Raw genomic sequence first — 21338 nt, forward strand, 5'->3', positions numbered from 1 at the left:
TTCCCATGCAGGAGCTGCCGAAGGCTGCGATCTTTTGCTTTCAACGCTTCTGCAACCATCCCAGAAACCCGCCTTTTTTCACCGCTACCGGTTTGGCCATCAACGCGAGACGACTGTTCTGCTGACGCACCGCCTGCAACTTGTTCAACGCCCGGCTGACCTCGCTGCGCTTGTCCATGCACTCTCGGGTCAACTGCTTGTCGAGACGATAGATGATGCTCGACGTCAGCGCCGTGAACGTCGCTTGCGACGGCGTGTCGGCGAGAATGCTCTGCTCGCCCATGACTTCGCTTGGGCCCATGCGCCCGGCCTCGGTCTGCCCAACACCATCCGGCACTGTCGCGCTGACCACCCCCGTGGCGATCACGAACAGGCTGTCCGGCACTTCGTTGAGATCCAGCACCACCTGGCCCGCGGTGTATTGCTGAGCGACCATCGATTCGGCGAGGCGATCGCGTTCTTCTGCGCTCAACGAGCGGAAGATTTTTACTTCATCGAGCAATGCACGGGCACGGCTCGACGGTTCGATCACGCCGTCCGGATGCCGCGAAATGCCCGCCGCTTCGAGATGTCGGTGGGCGAGGTCGAACAGTTGATTGCGCACTTCGCTTTTCTTGCCCAGCTCGGCGATGAAGCCACTGGCGACGTATTCCGACATGGTTTCGCCGGCTTCTTTCAGCACAGCCTTCGGTGCCGGTGTGAGCAACAGCGAGCTGCTGCCCTGCAGGGTGCGGTCGAGCGCATCGAGTACCCGGCGCGGACGAATGTGGTTGGGCACCTTGATGCTGATCGACACGCCATGCATGTTGCTTGGACGGCTGAGGTTGACGATTTTTGCCTTCGCGGCCACCGAATTCGGCACCACGGCCATGGTCCCAGCGCTGGTCAGCAAATGCGTGGCGCGCCAATCGATATCGAAGACTTTGCCTTCGACGCCGTCGATCATCACCAGATCGTCTACCTGATACGGCTTGGTGGTGTTCAGCACGATGCCGGAAAACACGTCGGCCAAAGTGCTTTGCAGTGCCAGACCGACGACGATGGCGACCACGCCCGACGTTGCCAGCAAACCTTTGACCGGCAGTTCGAGCACGTAGCCGGCGGCGGCGACGATGGCGACCAGAAACACCAGCGCGCCGATCACGTCCTGCAACAACCGGCCGCTGTGGCCGATGCGGCGCATCAGTGCCAGGCCGATCACCTCGGTCAGCACCCGCGCCGCGTACAGCCACCAGAGAATCCCCAACGCGGTCGCACCCAGTTGTGCCACGCGATCATCATCAAACTGTGGCGCTTGCAGCGGACTGACACCGGCATTGATCACCAGTGCGCTGAACGCCATAAAAAGCGCCAGACGCACAGCGACTTTCGGCGCACGGTGCTTGAAGGGCGTGAACTGCCAGAGCAGCGCATCGAGCAGCAGCAGGGCGGCGCTCCAGGACAGCAGGTGGGTATAGAAAAGGGTCATGACTGGAACTCCGCAGTGTCTGCCAATAAAAAGATCGCAGCCTGCGGCAGCTCCTACAGGGATATGCATTCCAATGCAGGAGCTGCCGAAGGCTGCGATCTTTTGCCGTTAAGGCTGCAAGTGAGTCTTCAGTTCGGCCGCCGCTTGACGCACCGCCGCTTGCACTTCCGGGATCTGGCTCAGCGGATTGAGCAGGCCGAAGTCATGAATCATCCCGTTGTAACGCACCGAAGTCACCGCCACGCCGGCCGCATCCAGATGCCGCGCATAACCTTCGCCTTCGTCACGCAGCACGTCGAACTCGGCGGTCTGCACCAGCGCGGCGGGCAAGCCTTTGAGCTGTTCGGCGCTGGCGTTGAGCGGCGAAGCGTGGATCTGCGCACGCTCTGCCGGGTTGGTGGTGTAGTTGTCCCAGAACCACTGCATCATGCCCTTGGTGAGGAAATGACCTTCGGCGAATTGCTGATACGAGCCGTCATCAAACTGTGCGTTGGTTACCGGCCACATCAGCAACTGGAAACGCAGGGCCGGGGTTTTCTGTTCCTTGGCCATCAGCGCCACCACCGCCGCCATGTTGCCGCCGACGCTGTTGCCGGCCACCGCCAGACGCTTGCCGTCGACACCGATGTCCTTGCCGTGCTCGGCCACCCATTTGGTTGCGGCGTAAGCCTGATTGATCGCCGTCGGGTACTGCGCTTCCGGCGACGGCGTGTAATCGACATACACCGCCACCGCGCCCGAGCCCACTACCAGGTCGCGAATCAAGCGTTGGTGCGTCGGGAAGTCACCCAGCACCCAGCCACCACCGTGGAAGAACATGAACACCGGCAACTCGCCTTTGACCTTGGCCGGACGTACCACTTTCAGATTGATCGTCTGGCCATCGACCTTGATCGCCTTGTCGCTGACTTCCACACCCGACAAATCAACCTTGACCGACGCCTGTGCGCCGGTGAGCACCGCCCGGGCGTCTTTCGGGCTGAGTTGCTCAAGGGGTTTGCCACCGCCGGCGGCGAGGGCATTGAGAAACGCTTGGGTGTTGTGTTCGACGCCAGTGCTTTCGGCGGCGAAAGCGCTGCCAACGGAGAGAGCGAGGAGGGAAGCGGCGAGGGTCTGCTTGATGTTCATATTCAATTCCATTTTTGAGTATTTACAGGTTTCTGTAGGAGCTGCCGAAGGCTGCGATCTGTTGATCCTGCTTTTGCCATCACCCGATGTCCGCAGATCAAGATCAAAAGATCGCAGCCTGCGGCAGCTCCTACGTGTTCAGGGTTGTGTTCAAACCGTGAGCACAGATTAATGGGCTGCTGAAAAGTGAAAAAGCGGCTATAAAGCGTTTAACTGTCCACCAGAGAGTGACAATGAACCCGTTCGAAGACATGCGTATTTTTTGCCAGGTCATGGACTCCGGCAGTTTCACGTCGGCGGCTGATCAGTTGGGGCTGTCCAAGCAGTTCGTCAGCCGTCGATTGATGCAGCTGGAAGAGCGTCTCGGGGTGCGGTTGCTCAATCGCTCGACCCGGCGCCTGGACGTCACGCCGCTGGGCCAGAGTTATTACGAGTCGGCGCTGCGTTTGCTCGGCGAAGTCGAGCAGGTGGAGCAGGGCATCGCCGGGCAGACGGCGGAACCGCGCGGGACGATTCGTCTGAGTGCGCCGCTGTCGTTTGCCGTGGCGCATCTGGGTTGTCTGCTGCCGATGTTCTTGCAGCGCTATCGCGAGGTCACGGTGGAAGTTGATCTGAGTGATCGCCCGGTGGATCTGCTGGGCGAGGGCTACGATCTGGCGTTGCGGATCGGCGTACTGGAAGACTCGACGCTGATCGCCCGCCGTATCGCCAGCATCGAGCGCGTTTACTGCGCCAGCCCGGCCTACCTCGCCGAACGCGGCACGCCGCTCGAGCCTGACGATCTGCACAGCCACGATTGTTTGCCATACGGCCATGGCCGCTCGGTGCAATGGCGCTTCAACGAAGGGCCCGGCAAACCGCTGCTGGTCAATGTCACTGGACGCATGCGCGTGAACAACGGCGAATTGCTCAGGGACGCGGCGGTGCAGGGGATGGGCATTACCTATCTGCCGACATTCATCGTCGGCGCGGCACTGAAAGACGGGCGACTGGTGCCGGTGCTGGATGACTTCCGCCCGGAGCCGCTGACGCTTTCGGCCGTTTATCCGCAGCATCGCCAGGCCTCCAGACCGGTGCAGGCGCTGGTCGAGTTCTTGCGTGAACGCCTGAACGAAAGCCACGTCGCCCTCTGATCCGTACGCAAATCAAACTGTAGGCGATTGTCGTATCTGCGCACCTACCTGGATCGGGGGCTGAAGGTTTCCCGGTTCAATGGATGCTCGACGCCAACTCGAATATCGGGATGTACATCAGGATCACGATGACCCCGATCAGCAGGCCAATGAAGGTCATCAGCAGCGGTTCGAACAACTTCACGAACCACTCGAGCCAGCGGCTGATTTCCTCGTCGTAGAAGTCGGCGCTGCGTTCCATCATCTGTCCGAGGTTGCCGGACTGTTCACCGGCCCGCAGCAGACGCAGCGATACCGGTGTCACCAAGTGATTGAGCTCCAGCGCGGTGGACAGCGATTGCCCCTCGCGCACCCGTTCGCAAGCCTGGTCCAGCCGGACCCGTGAGGCCACGGTGAGCAAGCCGCGCACCATGCCCATGGCGGTGACTAGCGGAATCCCGCCTTGCAGCAGAATCCCCAGCGAACGATAAAACCGCGCCAGCTCGTACATGAAAATCCGTTGATGCACGGCCGGCAGCTTCTCCACCAACCGGTCCAGCCCACGGCGAAACGCCGGTTGCTTTTGCAGCACGGCGAGGGCGATGACCAGTGCCGCCAGTGCGGCAAAAAATTCGGCCTGATGCGCATGCAAAAACATGCCGCTGCTCATCAACACCTGCGACAGCCACGGCAGGTTATTGCCCAACCCTTCGAACACCAGACTGAAGCGCGGCACCACATAACCCATCAGGAACAACACCACGCCACCGCCGACCACCAGCAACAGCATCGGGTAGATCGAGGCACTGATGATCTTCTGCCGCACCTCGTCCATGCGCTGGCGATAACTGACGTAACGGCCCAGCGCCTCGCCGACTGCGCCGGTCTTTTCACTGGACTGCACCAGCGCCACGTACAGGGGCGGGAACACGGCCGACAACTGGCCCAACGCCTGCGAGAACGATTTTCCCTCGTAAAGCAGGCGTACCAGTTCACTCAAGGTTTTGCGGGCAGCGGGGGCGCTTTCTTTTTCGGCGAGGCTCTCCAGCGCATCGATCAGCGGCAGGCCGGCATTGATCAGTGTGGTCAGTTCCTGGCTGAACAACACCAGATTGAACGTCTCGCGCTGGCGCAATCGCAGCGAACGCCAATGCTTGTCGGCGTGCAGGCTGAGCACCCGCAAACCTTGATCCTCGGCAATGCGCCGCGCCTCACTGTCCCCCGGCGCTTCCACGCTCAAGGACACCACCCCAGCCTTGCCGACCGCCTTCAAATGAAATCGCATGGGCCGCGCTCCGCTCACTGCCAATTGGTTACTTCAGCGTTCTCGCCTTCGCCGCCGGGCTGGCCGTCCTTGCCCATCGACAGCAAGTCGTACTCGCTGTTTTCGCCGGGGTAGCGGTAGGCGTAATTACGTCCCCACGGATCCTGCGGCAGTTTTTTCTGCAAGTACGGCCCCGTCCATTTCGCTTCGTCACTCGGCGCCAGCACCAAGGCTTGCAGGCCTTGTTCGGTGGACGGGTAGTGGCCGACTTCGAGTCGATACAAATCCAGCGCCTTGCTCAGGCCTTCGATCTGCGCCTTCGCCACCTTCACTTCGGAGCGACCGAGTTGGGCGAAGTATTTCGGCGCGACGATCCCGGCCAACAGGCCGAGCACCACCAGCACCACGAGCAATTCGAGCAGGGTGAAACCGCGTTGGCCACGCGGACGAAATTGCAGCTTCATGATGACCTCCCGTGAGTGGCAGCCGTGTCGCCTGAAGGACTCATGCAATTGCCGTGCTCAGCCCTCGCCGGAAATGCCTGATTGGCTGAAGCGCCCGTAAAACGGGCCTGTCAAGTGTCGGCACAGTGCTTGCGTATGGCTCAAACGTGATCGGCCATTGGGGCATTTCCCCCAACTTATCGGGGTCGATCCGGGGAGGCCCGACATGAAATTCCTTGCCAGCGGATTGCTCGGTTGTGTATTGCTCAGCGGCGCCGCGCAGGCCGATGTGTTCATCTCGGTGGACGCCAAGGGCAGCTATGTACTGTCCAACGTGCACCGGCCCGGACGTGCTTACGAACGGGTGATTCACGAGGCTGAGGCCACGGTGGTCAGCCTCGATCAGCAGCCGCAAATGATCGCCAGTCAGCCCTACGCGGAACTGGTTTCGGCAGCGGCGAAAGTCAACCAGTTACCCGAAGCGCTACTGCACGCGGTGATCAACGCCGAATCGCGTTACAACCCCGGCGCCACGTCGCCCAAAGGCGCGGGCGGGCTCATGCAGTTGATGCCGGACACCGCGCGTGAACTGGGCGTGACCGACGTCTACGACCCCAAGGCCAACATCCAGGGCGGGGCCAAATACCTCAAGCGCCTCATGACCCTGTTCGACAACGACATCACTCTCGCCGTAGCCGCTTACAACGCAGGGCCCGACGCGGTGCTCAGCCGGGGCCGGGTGATTCCGCCGTTCGCCGAAACCCAGCGATATGTACCGAATGTGTTGCGCCAGTACCGGCGTTTGCAGGGCTTGGCGATGGATGCCCCGCTGTGATCTCCAGCCCGTTTTTCCCCCACTTACGGGGAAACCGAGCGGGCCCGATTAGTGGGGGAATCGGGTGGGGAATATCCCCGGATTCTCAGATCCTTACGGTAAGACATTGAACAGTAATGCAAATTTTTGTGGCACGCGGATTGCTCCGAGGCATTTGTCGAGAAGTGTGCCCACGAGCACCCATTACGAGGTTCCTGATCATGGCTGGCTTTCGTACCCCTCCGTCCCTGATTAACTGGCTGCTGATTCTGGCCTCGATGCTCAGCGTCGAGCTGGCCGGCGCGGCCGTGCGTTGCGAGCGCAACCTGGTCGCCAACGTCGTCGCCTTCGATCAACCGCTGATGTTCAACCGCCTCGGTGCGCAGAACGCCAACGGCATGATGTACGCCCTGCGCCGCGACGTCGTCGATGAACACGACGTGTCGCTGGCCTATGGCGGTGCGGCGGTGCCGGGCAAAGTCTCGCTGCGCCCGGACAAACGTCCGCGTCCACTGGTGCTGCGCGTGGCTGCCGGGGATTGCCTGACGATCAATCTGCAGAACCTGCTCGACTATCAGGCCAACCCGAACAAGCATTTTGAAAACGAGGACGAAGAAGAGGGCGCGGAAAACGCCAACGGCGCCGAAGACTTCAAAGTCGATGAGCAGGTGGTTGATCGTCACGTTGGTTTCCAGGTCAACGGCCTGCAAGCGGTGAACAGCATCGATGACATTTCTTCGTTCACCGGGCGTAACGCCAACAGTCTGGTGCCACCTGGCGCGAGCCGTTCCTACACTCTGTACGCCGAGCGCGAGGGCGCGTTTGCCGTCAGCAGCCGTGGCGCAACCTTCGGTGGCGAGGGCGCGGCCGGTAACGTCGCCAATGGTTTGTTCGGCCAGGTTGTCGTTCTGCCGAAGGGCGGTCGTACCTATCGCAACACCCTCACCGAAGAGGAAATGCGCTTGGCCACCACGGGCCGCGCACCGACCGGCCAACCGATCGTCGACTATCAGGCGCGCTACCCGCAACGCGAGCCTTGGTTGCGTGAAGGCAAGGCCGGCACGCCGATCATCGGCATGGTCGATGGTAATGAAATCATTTCCAGCGAAAGCGACGCGATTGTCATGGGCAGCAACGCCGACGGCAGTTTTCCGCCGAGCACCTATCCGCTGGAATCGGTCGGCAAACGCAACCCGGCGATCCCCAACCGACTGGACGCGTTTCGTGATTTCGCTTCGCAATTTCAGGACGAAACCGCTGCCACACAAGCGTTCCCGGCCTATTGGGCCGACCCGGTGATGGCCCACGTGCTGGAACCGACTCGCGACTCGTTCATGATCAACTACGGCTCCGGCGGCATGGGTGCTGAAGTGGTCGCCAACCGCTTGGGTGTGGGACCGATGCACGATTGCCTGTCCTGCGCATACGAAGAATTTTTCCTTAGCTCGCACACTGTCGGCGATGTGGCGATGCTGGTGGACGTCCCGGCCAACGCCGGGCTTGAAAACATCCTCCCTGGCCAGACGCCCAGCGCGGACCAGATCGGTGTGAAAGCGACCATGGCGCTGTACCCATCGGAACCGTCGAACGTCAACCACAGCTACATCGGTGACTTCGTCAAATTCCGCAACACCCACAATGGCCATGAGCAGCACATCTTCCACTTGCACGGCCATCAGTGGCTGTTCAACCCCAACGACGACAATTCTGATTACGTCGATGCCCAAGGCATCGGCCCGGGTGCCGGTTACACCTACGAAATCGCCAATGGCGGTTCCGGCAACCGTAACCGTGTGGCCGGCGACGCGATTTATCACTGCCACTTTTACCCGCACTTTGCCCAGGGCATGTGGGCCATGTGGCGTGTGCACGATGTGTTTGAAGAGGGCACCCGGCTCGACGTTTCGCAGCAGGGCGCCGACGGCTATCACAGCGAACCGTTTGCCCTGCGCAGCGGTAAACCGGCCTCCGGCGCGCGCGCCTTGCCGGACGGCGAGATCGTCGCGGGCACACCGATTCCGGCGATCGTTCCGCTGCCGGGCAAAGCCATGGCGCCAATGCCGGGCAAAGTCGTGGTGGTGCCGAAAATCGGTGAAACCCTGATCGCCGGCAATGATGACGACGCGGATGAAGAAGAGGGCGATGATGACGGCGAGCACCATGACGGCAACGCCGGTGGTCAAGCCATCGGCTCACTGGCGCTGGTCGATCGCAGCGAAGCCAACCGCAATGCTGATGGCAGCCTGAAAAACCCTGGCTATCCGTTCTGGATCGGCGGCATGGAAAGTTCGGTAGGCCAGCGTCCGCCAACACCGCCGCTGGATATGCTCGATGCGACCACCGCGCAAGCACTGAAAGCCAGCGGCAAAGCGCTGTGGGCCAACCTTGATCCGGCGCAATCCGGTGGTTGGGATGGCGGTTTGCAGCGTCATGCACTCGACGGCGTCGCGGCCGGTGGCGAAGCGCACACCGTGACCACCTCGCTGGACTTCTCGAAGGAAGTCACCCGCGCGAAACCGATTTACCTGCCGGAAGAAGGCACCGAAGTCGAACAAGCCGCGATGTCTTTCCACGCGAAAAAAGATCACCCAAGTTATGCCTTGCTGCCCGGCAATCAAGTGGTGGCCAAGGCGTTTCGCACCAACGGTGCCTTGCCGATGGCTGGCGCGCCGTACTACGAACCGTGCATGGACGACCGGCAAAAACGCCTGACCGGCAGCGCTGGCAGCGGCGAGTTTGCCAGCGGTGAGCGCATCGACGGCATGTCCTTTGTCGGCGCCTCGACCTACACCGCCGACCGGCCACGCATCTACAAAGCCGCCAACATCCAGTTCGATGCGGTGTACAACAAAGTCGGTTATCACTTTCCGCAGGCGCGTATTCTCGCGCTGTGGGAAGACGCTTGGCCAGTGATCACCAAGCAGCGTCCGCCTGAGCCGCTGGTAATGCGCATGAACACCTTCGACTGCGTGCAATACCAGCAGACCAACCTGGTGCCGGCCACTTACGAGATGGACGACTATCAGGTGCGCACGCCGACCGACGTGATCGGCCAGCACATTCACCTGCCGAAGTGGGACCTGACCTCGGCGGACGGCTCGTCCAACGGCTGGAACTACGAGGACGGCGTGCTCTCGCCCGGCGCCGTGCAGGAACGCATTCACGCGATCCGCGAGTTCAACCAGTGCGCCGGCGCCGACCCGCGTGACGGCACTCAAGCCTGCCCGAAAGCCAGGAACCATCCGTTCTTCGGTCAGTACGGTCGCGCCGATTGGGTCGGCGCGCGGACGGCGATGCAGCGCTGGTTCGTCGATCCGGTGGTCAACGCCAAAGGCGTCGATCGCGGCCTCGGCACTATTTTCACGCACGACCACTTAGGCCCATCGACGCACCAGCAGATTGGTCTGTACGCCACTGTGTTGGCCGAACCGGCCGGTTCGACTTGGTTCCACGCTGAAACCGGCGAGCCTCTGTACAGCGGCGCGCGGCAGGACGGCGGGCCGACGTCGTGGCAAGCAGTGATCAACACCGGCGACCTCGATGGCGACGGCAGAAACGACAGTTTCCGCGAGTTCTTCCTCGAATACAGCGACTTCCAGCATGCCTATGAAGCCGGCGTCTATGTCGGTGCCGGCCCTAACGGTGTGCCGAATGCGCAGGCGTTCCCGGCCACCGCCGACAGCTTCCGCTACGCGATCAACCCGCCGGTGCGCAACAACGCCAGCAACCTGCTGGAAGGCGTGCTGGAAGTGCAGGGCGGTCAGGTGCCGGGCTGCCCGAGTCGGCCATGTCCGCAGGCAATCTCGGTGGATGATCCAGGCATGTTCGTCGTCAACTATCGCAACGAGCCGCTGGCCCTACGGGTGTACGACCCGAACAAGGTCGGCCCGGACGGCAAGCGTGGCATGCAGGCCGACGGCCTCGGTGGTGATCTGTCGTTCGCCATGCAAAGCCGTACCGACCGGGCAATTGCGGCGATGAACCTGGCGCCGAATCTGCTCACCTCGGCCACCGGGCCCACCGGCGGCACCACGCTGTTCCCGCCGCACATCAACAAGGGCGGCGCCGAACCGGGCGATCCGTTCACGCCAATGCTGCGCACTTACACCGGCGACAACGTGCGGCTGCGGGTGCATGCCGGCGGCCATGAAGAAGAGCACAACGTCACCCTGCACGGTGTTAAGTGGCTGCAGAGCGGTTCCGGTTTCGGCAACAGCTCCAACTCCGGCTGGCGCGCCTCGCAGATGATCGGCATCTCCGAGCAGATGGGCTTCATCGCACCCGTGTCGATGCTCTCCAGTTCGGCTGCGACCACCGGCGATTATCTGTACTCGATGGACGCCTCGATCGAAGGCTATTGGAGCGGTATCTGGGGCGTGATGCGCAACTACACCGCCAAACGCAGCGACCTGTTCGCTATCCCGAACAACCCGAGTCCGGCCGGCATGCGCAACACCGTGGCGTTCGAGGGCAGTTGCCCACGGATCAGCGCCAACCCCAATGGGATCGGCACCCGGCCGACGGTGCAGCGCAACTATGACGTGGTGGCGGCGCTGGCCAACGACATCCTCGGCAATTCGCTGGGCCTGACCATCGGCGACCCTGCAGGTCTCGGCCAGCATGTCGGTGGCGCGCTGAATCCGGCGGGTGGCAGCCTGGTGCTGAACTCGCGCACGGTGAGCATTCCACAGGTCACCGTGACCGATCCGGAGGATGGCGAAACCATCACCATTGGCGGGCAGAGCGGGCCGCTGCATGACCCGACCGCGATCCTCTATGTGCGCAAATCCGATCTCGATCCGGTCAGTGGCAAGCTCAAACCCGGCATCCCGGTCGAACCGCTGGTGCTTCGCGCCGCGGCGGGGGATTGCCTCAACATCACTCTGGAAAACCGTCTGCCGAGCGTGATGCCGGATCTGACCCAGACGGCGGTAATGCAGGGCATGGTCAAGCGTGATCGCAACAGCGGTCTGGGTTCGACCACCTTCAGCAACAACCTGATGCGGCCGTCCAGCCACGTCGGCCTGCACGCGCAATTACTGGCGTATGACATCACCAAATCCGACGGTGCCAACGTCGGCGCCAACCCGATCCAGACCGTGCCACCGCGCGTCGGCAGCAGCGGCGCGTACCCGACCCGTACCTATCAGTACTACGCCGGGCACCTGGAACGTGAGGGCAAACCGGTGACCCAACTGGGCCGCAGCGTCGACAACATCAACGCCACGGCGGTGGAGTTTGGTGGCTTGAACATCACCCCGGCGGACGTGATCAAGCAACCGCAAAAAGGCCTTGGCGGCGCGATGAGCATTCTGCCGATCGGCGCAACCTGGGTCGACGATGCGCGCAAGGTCAACGCCACGGTTACGGCGCCTGGGCAAACCAGCTACCGCGACTTTGCGATGGTCTGGCACAAGGCGCTGAACACCCGTTGGGCCAATGGACGGCCAGTGGAGGGGATCGCTGCCGAGGGCTTAGGCGTCCCGACCGACCCGCAGGACAACTCGAGCATGGCGATCAACTACAAGACCGAGCCGCTGTGGTATCGCTTCGGCCTGGCCCCGGACGCACCGTTTGGTCACGCCGATGGCGCGGGTTACGGCGATATGGTCAACGCGCACATGGCTTACAGCAATGCGCTGGTTGGCGGCGATCCGCAGACGCCGGTGCTCTATGCCAAACCGGGGCAGCCGTTCCGCACGCATATTTTGATGCCGAGCGGTGGCAGTCGTGGCACCACGTTCCAGCTCGACGGGCATGTCTGGTCGGTCAATCCGTTCCAGGCCGAGAAGAGCGACATCGGTGGTTATCCGATGGGTTCGCCGGGCGTGGGTTCGGTGCGCTTCGGCTACAACCCGATGTCGATGTACATCGGCGCCCACGAAAGCGTCCTGCCGGCCGCGCACTTCAGCTTCATGATCCCGAGCGCCGGCGGCAGCAACGCGATACCGGGGGACTACCTGTTCCGCGACTACGCCGCCTACGGCAACACCTCCGGGTTATGGGGCTTGCTGCGCGTCACCAATGAACCCGAACCGGCGCCGCAGGGGCAGTAGAAGCAGGTCCCACAGGGGCTGCGGTGGGCAGTGAGGTTGCGGGATGAATGCAAATCCCATGTAGGAGGGAGCCTGCTCGCGATTGAGGCAACTCGGTTTCGGACGGTGCGGCGGATGCCGCCATCGCGAGCAGGCTCACTCCTACAGGGAATGGGTGTGCAAATGAGGGGAGGGTGGTATGAGCAGGATCAGCAACATCATCGGTGTTTGCACGCTGGCCATGGCCATGGCCGGGGCTTCGCTGGCGCTGGCGCAAACCGCGCCGGCTCAGACGCTGGCTCGTGACGGTGTGGCCGTGGACTTCAACCTCAAGCCACTGGCCGCTGACGGCAAGCTACGTGAAGGCGAATTCGCCGACGTGCAGTTTCGCATCACCGAAAGCGCTTCCGGCCAGCCGCTGTCCGGGGTGGCACCGGGCGCCTGGGTCGATCCCGAAACGGTTGCGGCGGACCAGGCCCAGGGCCGCGACCAGAGCTGTAAATCCCGCGTTGGCGTGTTCCTCAAATCCAACATCGGCGCACGACCGTTGCTCGACCTCAACAGCTATTTCCTGCTGGTGATGAACCGCGACGCCAGCATCGCCGTGGTCGATCCCTCGGTGTCCGTCGGCGGCATCACCAGCACTCTGGCGCGCATCGAACTCAAGCAAGCACCGATGGATTGGGTGACGCCGAAAGACAACAAACGCGTGTTCGTCTCGATGCCCACCGCCGGTGAAGTGGCGGTGATCGACAGCGAACAATTCAAAGTCCTCGACTCGATCAAGGCCGGCAGCCAACCCGTGCGCGTCGCGCTGCAACCGGACGAACGCCTGCTCTGGGTCGGCAACAACGCGAGCAAAACCGAAGAGTCCGGCGTCACGGCGATCGACAGCCAAAGTCTCAAGCCCCTCAAACATTTGCAGACCGGTCGCGGCCATCACGAAATCGGCTTCAGCAAGGACAGCCGTTTCGCCTTCGTCAGCAACCGCGATGACGGCACTGTGAGCGTGGTCGACGTCGCCAGCCTGAACATCGTCAAGCAAGTCAAAACCGGTTCGCATCCATTGTCAGTCGCTTATTCAGCGCTGTCCGGCGCGGTGTATGTGGCCGATGGCAAGCAAGGCACCGTGACCGTGATCGACGCCAACAACCACACCATCCGCCAGGTGATCAAACTGCAACAAGGCCTAGGCCCGATGGGCTTCAGCGCCGACGGGCGTTTCGGCGTGGTGCTCAACACTGTGGAAAACCGCGCGAGCATCATCGACGCCGCCACCAACACGGCCATTCATGATCTGCAGGTCAGCGCCGAACCCTACCAAGTGGTGTTCACCGAGGCGTATGCCTACATCCGCGGACTGGCGTCGCCTAAAGTCACCATGATCAACCTGTCCTCCCTCGGCGAAGGTCGTCAGCCGATCAGCCAGGGTTTTGAAGCCGGCCCGCAAGCGCCGCGCATGGCCGGTGATCTGCCGCTGGCCTCAAGCCTCGCGGTGTCGCGCGACGATAACGCGGTGTTTGTGGTCAACCCGGTCGACAACACCACCTATTTTTACGCCGAAGGCATGAACGCGCCGATGTCCGGTTATCCCAATCGCGGCCAGATCGCCCGCGCAGCCATGGTCATCGACCGCAGCCTGCGCGAGGTCTCGCCGGGCCTCTACAGCGCCAGAGTGAAACTGCCGGCAGCGGGGCGTTTCGGCGTGGCGTTCCTGCTCAATCAACCGAACATCATTCACTGCTTCACCGCGCAGATCGAAACCAATGGCGCCTTGGTAAAACACTTTGGCGCACCGAAAGTCGAGTTCCTTCTCGACAAGACCACCGCAGCGCTCAACGACCCTTATGTCGTGCGTTTCCGCATCGTTCAAGGCAAAGACAAGGCCCAGCGCCGCGGCGTGAAAGACGTGCAATTGCGCTACTACCTGGCGCCGACCTCGCACCCTCGCGAAGTGGCGGCGCTGGAAGTTGCCGACGGCGTGTACGAAGCGCCGATCACCCTCGACCGCAGCGGTGCGTGGTATCTGCACGTGCGCGCAGCCTCGTTGGGTGCCGGTTTTGATGACAAGACTTTCGCCAGTGTTCGGGTTGCCCCCGGCCAGGCGCGTTGATCCGATCCGTTGAAGAGGAATTTCGACATGAACCGAATTGCATCCAGTGGCCTGCTGACGCTTTGCCTGTTGAGCCTCGGCGTTCAACAAGCCCAAGCCCATTCAGCGGACGAACACGCCGGGCACCAAGCGCCGGCCAGCAGCACTCAGGAACACGCCCAGGTCAAATTCGCCAACGTGCCGCTGCTCGATCAGGACGGTAAAACCGTGCGCCTGGAGCAGGATCTGGTGCAGGGCAAAATCGTCGTGATCAGCTTCATCTACACCAGCTGCACCACGGTGTGCCCGGTGGTGTCTTCGATCATGGGCAAGGTGCAGAAACAGCTCGGTGCGCGGGTGGGCGAAGAAGTGCAGCTGGTGTCGATCAGCATCGACCCGCAGCGTGACGACCCCAAACGCCTGCAAGATTACGCCCGTGCCTTCCAGCGCGGGCCGGGCTGGAGCTGGTTGACCGGTTCGCCGCAATCGATTGGTGAAACGCTTAAAGGCCTCGGCAGTTTCAGCGGCGACTTGAAAAACCATCAGCCGCTGATCCTCGTCGGCGACGGCAACAATCGCCACTGGACGCGCTACTACGGCTTCACTGATCCAGCGCTGCTGGCCAAGGAAGTCGAGAAACTCAGCGGCCAGCGCACCCACGCCAAGCACACCGCCATCGCCATGGAGCAACAGCCATGAGAATGCTCGACTGGATGTCATTGACCGTGTGTTTCTGGATTTTCAGCAACGTGGCGTTGGCCCACGACGGGCATGCGCCCCCAGCGCCGGCAGACCCGGCACCAGCCGCAGCCACGGCCAAAGGCACTCACGATGCGCAAGCCTGGTTCACCGACACGCCGCTGCAAAATCAGAATGGCGAGACCCTGCGCTTCTACAGCGATGCCCTGCAAAACCGCGTAGTGCTGCTCAATGTGATTTTCACCAGTTGCACCGACGCCTGCCCGTTGATCACCCGCAAACTCAAGGAAGTCCGCGAGCTGTTGGGTGACAAGGCCGACGGCATTACCTTTATTTCCCTTACCAGTGACCCGCTGCGCGATACGCCGGCGGTGCTCAAGGCTTACACCTTGAAGCAGGGTTCCGATGACCCTCATTGGCTTTTTCTCACCGGCGACAAGGCGCAAATGGACCTGGTGCTGAGCCGCATCGGCCAGATCATCCCGACGCCCGAGCAGCACTCCACGCAGTTGATCGTCGGCGACGTCGCCAATAAACGCTGGAGCAAAATCCGCCCCGATGCCCCGGCCGCCGCCATTGCCCAGCGCTTGCAGTTGCTGACAATGCCCGTGGCTGGTCGCTGAGTTCGCGCCATGAACCTGCGCCGGGTACTCGCCCTGATCCTGCTCGCTGGTACCTGCCTTGGCGCGGGCGCTGTGCCGCTGACCCCGGAGGAAGCGGCGGGCAAACGCCTGTACCGGCAGGGCTTGTCGGCGAGTGGCGAAGCGATCATGGCGCGGGTGGGCCCCGCGGATGTATTGCTGCCGGCCACCAGCCTGCCGTGCGCCAATTGTCACGGCGCCGATGGCCTCGGTCGACCCGAAGGGGGCATGCGTCCCCCGGAACTGAATTGGTCGCGACTGACCAGCACCTACGGTCAGCAACAGGTCAATGGCCGCAGTTATCCGGCCTACACGGAAAGCAGCCTGGCAACGGTGATTCAACTCGGCCGCGACCCTGGCCACAATCGCCTCGACCCGAGCATGCCGCGCTTTGTGCTGTCGATGAAGGATCAGCGCAACCTCACCGCGTATCTCAAACGCCTGGCCGATGAACGCGACCCCGGCCTCGACGGCGAGATCTTGCACCTCGGTACGTTGCTGCCCAGCGCAGGGCCGTTGGCGGAGGAGGGCATGACCATCGCTGCGGTGCTCAACGGCAGCGTGGCGCGGATCAATCAGGCGGGCGGCATTCACGGGCGGCAGTTGAGTCTGACGGTGCTCGATCCCGGCCCGGATCGCGCCAGTGCCGGATTGGCCCTGCAACGCTTGATCGAGCAGGAACAGGTTTTCGCCCTGATCGCTCCGTTGGCGCCGGCCCTCGACAGCGAACTGCCTGCGCGTCTGGAGCAGGCCGGCGTGCCGCTGATTGGCGCGCTGTCGCTGCTCGGTCCGATGCAGGCCAGTCCGCAGATTTTCGAACCGTTGCCGGGCTTGCGCGAGCAGTTGATCGCGTTGGCCGATTACGCCACGGCCAGCCTGCGCGTGCTGCAAGGGCCGACACTGATCGCTTATCCCGATGACCCCGCACAGACGCTGGCAGCGCAAAACCTCGGCGCGTACTTGCAAAGCCACGGCTGGCAAAACGTCCATCTGCAAGGCTACGACCCGATGGCCGAGGCGTTGCCGTTGGGCTCGCGGTCGGTGTTTTACCTTGGCAGCGGTAGCGGTTTCAGTCGCTTGGCGACGAGGCTGCAGAGCGCCGGGCAGGTGCCGTACCTGTTCGCCGCTTCCAGCCAGGTAGCCGGCGACCTGCTGCAAGTCCCTGACGGATTTACCCGGCGCGTGTTTCTCGCTTATCCGTTCGTGCCCAGCGACTGGACGCAGGCCGGGCGCATCGGGTTGACGGTTTTACGCGAAGCCCAAGGCCTCGGCGCCCAGCACGCGGTGCTGCAAGTCGGCGCCTACGCCTCGATGCTGCTGCTCATTGAAGGCATGAAGCAGGCCGGGCGCGACGCCAGCCGCGAAAAACTGGTGGCAGCGCTCGAAGGTCTGCACGACTTCGACACAGGCCTGACCCCGCGTTTGAGTTTCGGCCCCGGTCGGCGTCTGGGCTTGAGCGGTGCGCACGTGGTCACTGTGGATTTGCCCGATCAGCATTTCTATCTGGTCGCGCCTTATAAACCGATCACTGCCAGCCCCTGAACGGAGGGCCCGATCATGAAACGCACGACGCTGATATGGCTGCTGACCTGCTGGCTTCCGCTGGCGTGGGCCAATAACGAACCGGCCGTGGCGCGGGTCAACGGCGAGGAAATTTCCGGGTTTCGCTTTGAACGCTTCTTTGCCGAATACCTGGAAGATCAGGGTCGCGCGGTGACGAGCATTCGTAGTCCCAAGGCTTATAAACAGCTGCGACAGGATGCGTTGCAGACGCTTATCGACAAAGAGTTGCTGTGGCAGGAGTCGCAAAAGCGCGGTGTGCAGATTGACGAGCAAGTGGTCCGCGCCCAGATCGAGAAAACCCGCATTGCCATCGGCGGCGCGGATAAATTCGTCCGGCGCCTGCAGGATGCCGGTTTCGATGAGGCGTCCTTCACCGAGTACACCCGCCGCGAGCTGGCGGCGCAGCAGACGTTTGCCGCGTTGATTCGGGCGAACACTCTGCAACCCCGGCAGCTGTTGATCAGAGTGCCGTTGCAGGCGGATGCGGCCAAAAATGCGCAGGCGCGTCTACGCTTGATGCAAATGCGCGCCTCGATTGTCAGCGGGGCGTCGTTTGCCAGCCAACCGGTGCGTTCACCGTTTGGCTGGCATGTGATTTATTTGCCGAACCACTTGGAAACCGCCGATGTCACAGATTTGCAGGGGCTGGATACAGTCAGGGCAGAGCTCGCCCGACAGCAACAGACCCAGGCTCGTCGCCAAGTGCTCGCGCAGTTACGGGTGCAGAACAGGATCGAACGAATTGACGACGACTGAAGGTTCCCCCCCAATAGTGGGGAATGGCTTCGATGCCCATTCAGGTGCTTCCCCGTTTCTGGGGAACGGGGTACCGGGACGAGCGGGCATCGTCATAGATTTCAAGGACATGAAGACACAATAATACCGGCACTCAGCCTGGCATGAAGTGTGCGTTACCTCTGGTAAGGCGTACTCTCAGAGCGGGGTCATCGGACCTGCGGTATCAAGGAGTCGACCTTGGTTAACAAAGTACTGGTTGTCGAAGACGAACAGCTGCTTGCACGCAACCTTCAGGATTATCTGTCGGCGCAAGGGCTGGACGTCCGGATCGCACATGACGGAGCAACGGGTATCGGCCTGGCCGAAGCGTTTGCCCCCGACGTGCTGGTGTTCGATTACCGCTTGCCCGATATGGAAGGTTTTGAAGTGCTCGACGCAGTCCGCCAGAACAGGACGTGCCATTTTGTGCTGATAACAGGTCACCCCACCGCTGAAGTCTGTGAGCGGGCGCGGCAACTGGGAGTCAGCCACATCCTGTTCAAACCTTTTCCATTGGCGGAACTGGCCCGAGCGGTCTGCGACCTTCTTGGCATCAAGCGCGAAGCGAAACCCGGTGCGAGCCCTTCCGAGGGCTTTGTCGAACGACGCCAGAGCAGGACCGAGAGCTTCCCGTTGCAGTTGTACGATGGCAGTTGGGTGTTGGCGGATCGGCGACGACAGTCGCGTGCCATGGCACCGGACGACGATCAAATGCTCACCGGGGAGTAATGGCGCGATCAGACGTTCCGGCTTATGCCGCCAAGGTTTGCCGCGCCGAAAGGGCTTCAAGCCCCGGTTGGAGAGCAAGCCATGGAACGTCTGTCCGTTGTCGTCGAACCGCTGCTGGCACCGAGCGCACCAGAACGCTTTTCCAGTGAACAGCTTGCCCAGGCCCGGGCGCGGGCCGCCACTTCCGGCGAACGCGTTCTTGAGGCTCTGAACGTCCTTTGTGAACTGGCGCCAATGCCGTTCATTGACACCCTCGGCGCCACCCTGCATTACCCGGTGCTCGACACCGACAGCCTGTTTGCCGCGACGCCGGTGTTCGACCGGGTCACTCTCGCACAATGCCTGAAACGTGAATTCATCCTGCTGCGCCACAACGACGCGGTCATCGGCGTATTCGCCGACCCCTTCGACCCGGCGCGTCTGGCCTGGATTGACGACTGCCTGCACGGCGCGCCGTTGTATCTGGTGCACGCCGACGACCTCAAGGCCTATCTGGCCCGTCACGAAGAAAGCTTCCACGCCGTCGAATCGCTGAACGCCCAGGGCGACACCCATCACGAAATCGATACCCTGCAAAGCCTGTCGCTGACCAGCATTAGCGAAGACGCCAGCAGCGTGGTGAAACTGGTCAACTCGACCTTGTACGACGCGCTGAAAATGCACGCCAGCGACATCCACCTCGGCACCACCGGCAGCGGTCTGGTGATCAAGTACCGCATCGACGGCGTGCTCAATAACATCAGCAAAGTCCAGGGTGCCGAATTCTCCGAGCAGGTGATCTCGCGGGTCAAGGTCATGGCCGAACTGGACATCGGCGAGAAACGCGTGCCGCAGGACGGTCGCTTCAAGATCGGCATCAGTGGCCGCCAGATCGACTTTCGCGTGTCGATCATGCCGAGCATTTTCGGTGAGGACGCGGTGCTGCGGGTGCTCGACAAACAGGATCTCGCTGACAAGGTCTGCGGCGTGCAATTGCAGGCGCTGGGCTTTGAAGACGAAACCCTGCGTCAGTTGCGCCGCCTCGCCGCCGAACCCTATGGGATGGTGCTGGTCACCGGCCCGACCGGCAGCGGCAAGACCACCACGCTGTACGCCATGATCACCGAGATCAACCACGGCGTGGACAAGATCATCACCATCGAAGACCCGGTCGAATACCAATTGCCGGGGGTGCTGCAAATCCCGGTCAACGAGAAAAAAGGCCTCACCTTCGCTCGGGGCTTACGCTCGATCCTGCGCCACGACCCGGACAAAATCATGGTTGGTGAGATTCGTGACCCGGACACCGCGCAGATCGCCGTGCAATCGGCGCTCACCGGTCACCTGGTGTTCACCACCATCCACGCCAACAACGTCTTCGACGTGATTGGCCGCTTCACCCAAATGGAAATCGACCCGTACAGCCTGGTCTCGGCGCTCAACGCGATCCTCGCCCAGCGTCTGATCCGTCTGGTGTGCAGCAGCTGCAGCGCGCCGGTCAATCCGAGCGATGAAGAGCTGCGCGCCTCGGGCCTCGATCCGCAGAAAGTCGATCACTACCACTTCGTCCACGGCAAGGGCTGCGGCCACTGCCGGGGCAGCGGTTATCGCGGGCGCACGGCGATTGCCGAGCTGCTGCACCTCGATGACGAACTGCGCCAGATGATCGTCGAGCGCCAACCGATCACTCAAATCAAAGCCCTGGCCTGCGCCCGTGGTTTGCGCCTGCTGCGCGAATCGGCGCTGGAGCTGGTGGAGCAAGGTCGCACCACGCTGGAGGAGATCAATCGTGTCACTTTTATCGCGTGAGCGTTTTGTCGCCGTGCTCGGCGCCAGCGGTGTTGGCCTCGGTCAACGGCGTGGCGGCGACACCCTGTGGCTGGGCAGCGTCGGCTACATCGACGAAGGCTTCCAGAGCTACGCGGTGGCGCTGGACACCCTTGATCGCCTGCTCGGTGAGCACGCCCGCGCCGGTGCCGAATTGAGCGTGGTCATTTCCGGACACTTCAGCCGTTTTTGCCTGGTGCCATGGAGCGCGCAGATCAGCAGCCCTGAAGAGCTGCGCGGCTTCGCCCAATTGTGCTTTGAAGACCTGTTCGGCGCGCCAACGCAGCCGTGGAGTCTGGTGCTGTCCGCCGAACCGGCCGGTTACGACCGCATCGCCAGTGCTTTGCCACAAGACTTGCTCGAGCGCCTGCGCGTGCTGGTCAGCGGTCGTGGGTTGCGCCTGCGTTCGGTGCAGCCGTACCTGATGGCCGCGTTCAACCGTTTCGACAAAAGCCTCGATGCCGGCGACTTCCTCTTTGTCGTCGCCGAGCCGCAACGCAGCGTGTTGTTGCTGGCGAGGGAAGGGCGCTGGGCTGGCGTGCGTTCGGTGGGCGGCAGCGATAGCGATGCCGCGTTGAATGCCCTGATCGGTCGCGAACGGCAACTGCAAGCCTCGACCAGCGAACGCGCTTTCAACGTTTATCTGCATGCGCCGGCGCGCCTCGATGCACATCCGGACGTGGCGGGCGTGCAACTGCGCACCCTTGAAGACGACTCGATGAACGTGCGTGACGGCTTGTACGTCATGTCCCGGGCGGTGGCCTGAG

General features: G+C 62.2%; 15 protein-coding genes. 11 read left to right on the top strand and 4 right to left on the bottom strand.

The window, feature by feature from the left end; translation table 11 throughout:
• Positions 1 to 40: 40 nt before the first annotated feature.
• Positions 41 to 1468: a mechanosensitive ion channel family protein gene (locus EL257_RS09845; RefSeq protein ID WP_126362046.1), complete on the bottom strand. Its 1428-nt coding sequence runs from the start codon at positions 1466 to 1468 to the stop codon at positions 41 to 43.
• A gap of 108 nt (positions 1469 to 1576) precedes the next feature.
• Positions 1577 to 2596, bottom strand: coding sequence for an alpha/beta hydrolase (locus EL257_RS09850; protein ID WP_126362048.1), 1020 nt, complete (start codon positions 2594 to 2596; stop codon positions 1577 to 1579).
• 233 nt (positions 2597 to 2829) lie between these two features.
• Here EL257_RS09850 and EL257_RS09855 point away from each other — a divergent pair, with 233 nt between their 5' ends.
• Entirely contained in the window at positions 2830 to 3729 is a 900-nt protein-coding gene (locus EL257_RS09855) for a LysR family transcriptional regulator (protein WP_126362050.1), read from the top strand.
• Positions 3730 to 3805: 76 nt separating this feature from the next.
• Here the strand turns inward: EL257_RS09855 and EL257_RS09860 are convergent, their stop codons facing one another.
• The gene (locus EL257_RS09860) at positions 3806 to 4993 is read right to left on the bottom strand and encodes a type II secretion system F family protein (RefSeq protein ID WP_126362052.1); all 1188 of its coding nucleotides are present in this window, start codon (positions 4991 to 4993) and stop codon (positions 3806 to 3808) included.
• Between the two features lie 14 nt (positions 4994 to 5007).
• Positions 5008 to 5436 (bottom strand): type II secretion system major pseudopilin GspG, encoded by a 429-nt coding sequence (gspG, locus tag EL257_RS09865; protein WP_126362053.1) that lies wholly within the window; start codon positions 5434 to 5436, stop codon positions 5008 to 5010.
• Between the two features lie 205 nt (positions 5437 to 5641).
• On the opposite strand from gspG, the gene EL257_RS09870 reads away from it, so the two are divergent.
• From EL257_RS09870 to EL257_RS09915, 10 genes are all read left to right on the top strand, one after another.
• Positions 5642 to 6250, top strand: coding sequence for a lytic transglycosylase domain-containing protein (locus EL257_RS09870; protein WP_126362055.1), 609 nt, complete (start codon positions 5642 to 5644; stop codon positions 6248 to 6250).
• A 200-nt stretch (positions 6251 to 6450) separates the two neighbouring features.
• Entirely contained in the window at positions 6451 to 12285 is a 5835-nt protein-coding gene (gene mnxG / locus EL257_RS09875) for a manganese-oxidizing multicopper oxidase MnxG (protein WP_126362057.1), read from the top strand.
• A 178-nt stretch (positions 12286 to 12463) separates the two neighbouring features.
• Positions 12464 to 14377, top strand: a complete 1914-nt coding sequence (locus tag EL257_RS09880) for a YncE family protein (protein ID WP_126362059.1) — start codon at positions 12464 to 12466, stop codon at positions 14375 to 14377.
• Between the two features lie 27 nt (positions 14378 to 14404).
• On the top strand, positions 14405 to 15055 hold the full coding sequence (locus EL257_RS09885) for an SCO family protein (protein WP_126362060.1): 651 nt from the start codon (positions 14405 to 14407) through the stop codon (positions 15053 to 15055).
• Positions 15052 to 15678, top strand: a complete 627-nt coding sequence (locus EL257_RS09890) for an SCO family protein (RefSeq protein ID WP_126362062.1) — start codon at positions 15052 to 15054, stop codon at positions 15676 to 15678. The genes EL257_RS09885 and EL257_RS09890 overlap by 4 nt, the downstream gene beginning before the upstream one ends.
• 9 nt (positions 15679 to 15687) lie before the next feature.
• Positions 15688 to 17238 (top strand): ABC transporter substrate-binding protein, encoded by a 1551-nt coding sequence (locus tag EL257_RS09895; RefSeq protein ID WP_126362064.1) that lies wholly within the window; start codon positions 15688 to 15690, stop codon positions 17236 to 17238.
• 15 nt (positions 17239 to 17253) lie between these two features.
• Positions 17254 to 18015, top strand: a complete 762-nt coding sequence (locus EL257_RS09900; RefSeq protein ID WP_126362066.1) for a SurA N-terminal domain-containing protein — start codon at positions 17254 to 17256, stop codon at positions 18013 to 18015.
• Positions 18016 to 18234: 219 nt separating this feature from the next.
• Positions 18235 to 18765, top strand: a complete 531-nt coding sequence (locus EL257_RS09905) for a response regulator (RefSeq protein ID WP_126362068.1) — start codon at positions 18235 to 18237, stop codon at positions 18763 to 18765.
• An 81-nt stretch (positions 18766 to 18846) separates the two neighbouring features.
• Positions 18847 to 20553 carry a GspE/PulE family protein gene (locus tag EL257_RS09910; RefSeq protein WP_126362070.1) on the top strand — a complete coding sequence of 569 codons (1707 nt, stop codon included), beginning with the start codon at positions 18847 to 18849 and terminating at the stop codon, positions 20551 to 20553.
• Complete coding sequence (locus tag EL257_RS09915; protein WP_126362072.1) at positions 20534 to 21337, top strand: hypothetical protein; 804 nt, start codon at positions 20534 to 20536, stop codon at positions 21335 to 21337. Before EL257_RS09910 ends, EL257_RS09915 begins: the two co-directional genes overlap by 20 nt.
• Position 21338: the final 1 nt, after the last annotated feature.

The organism is Pseudomonas fluorescens (assembly GCF_900636825.1).
GTDB lineage: Bacteria > Pseudomonadota > Gammaproteobacteria > Pseudomonadales > Pseudomonadaceae > Aquipseudomonas > Aquipseudomonas fluorescens_BG.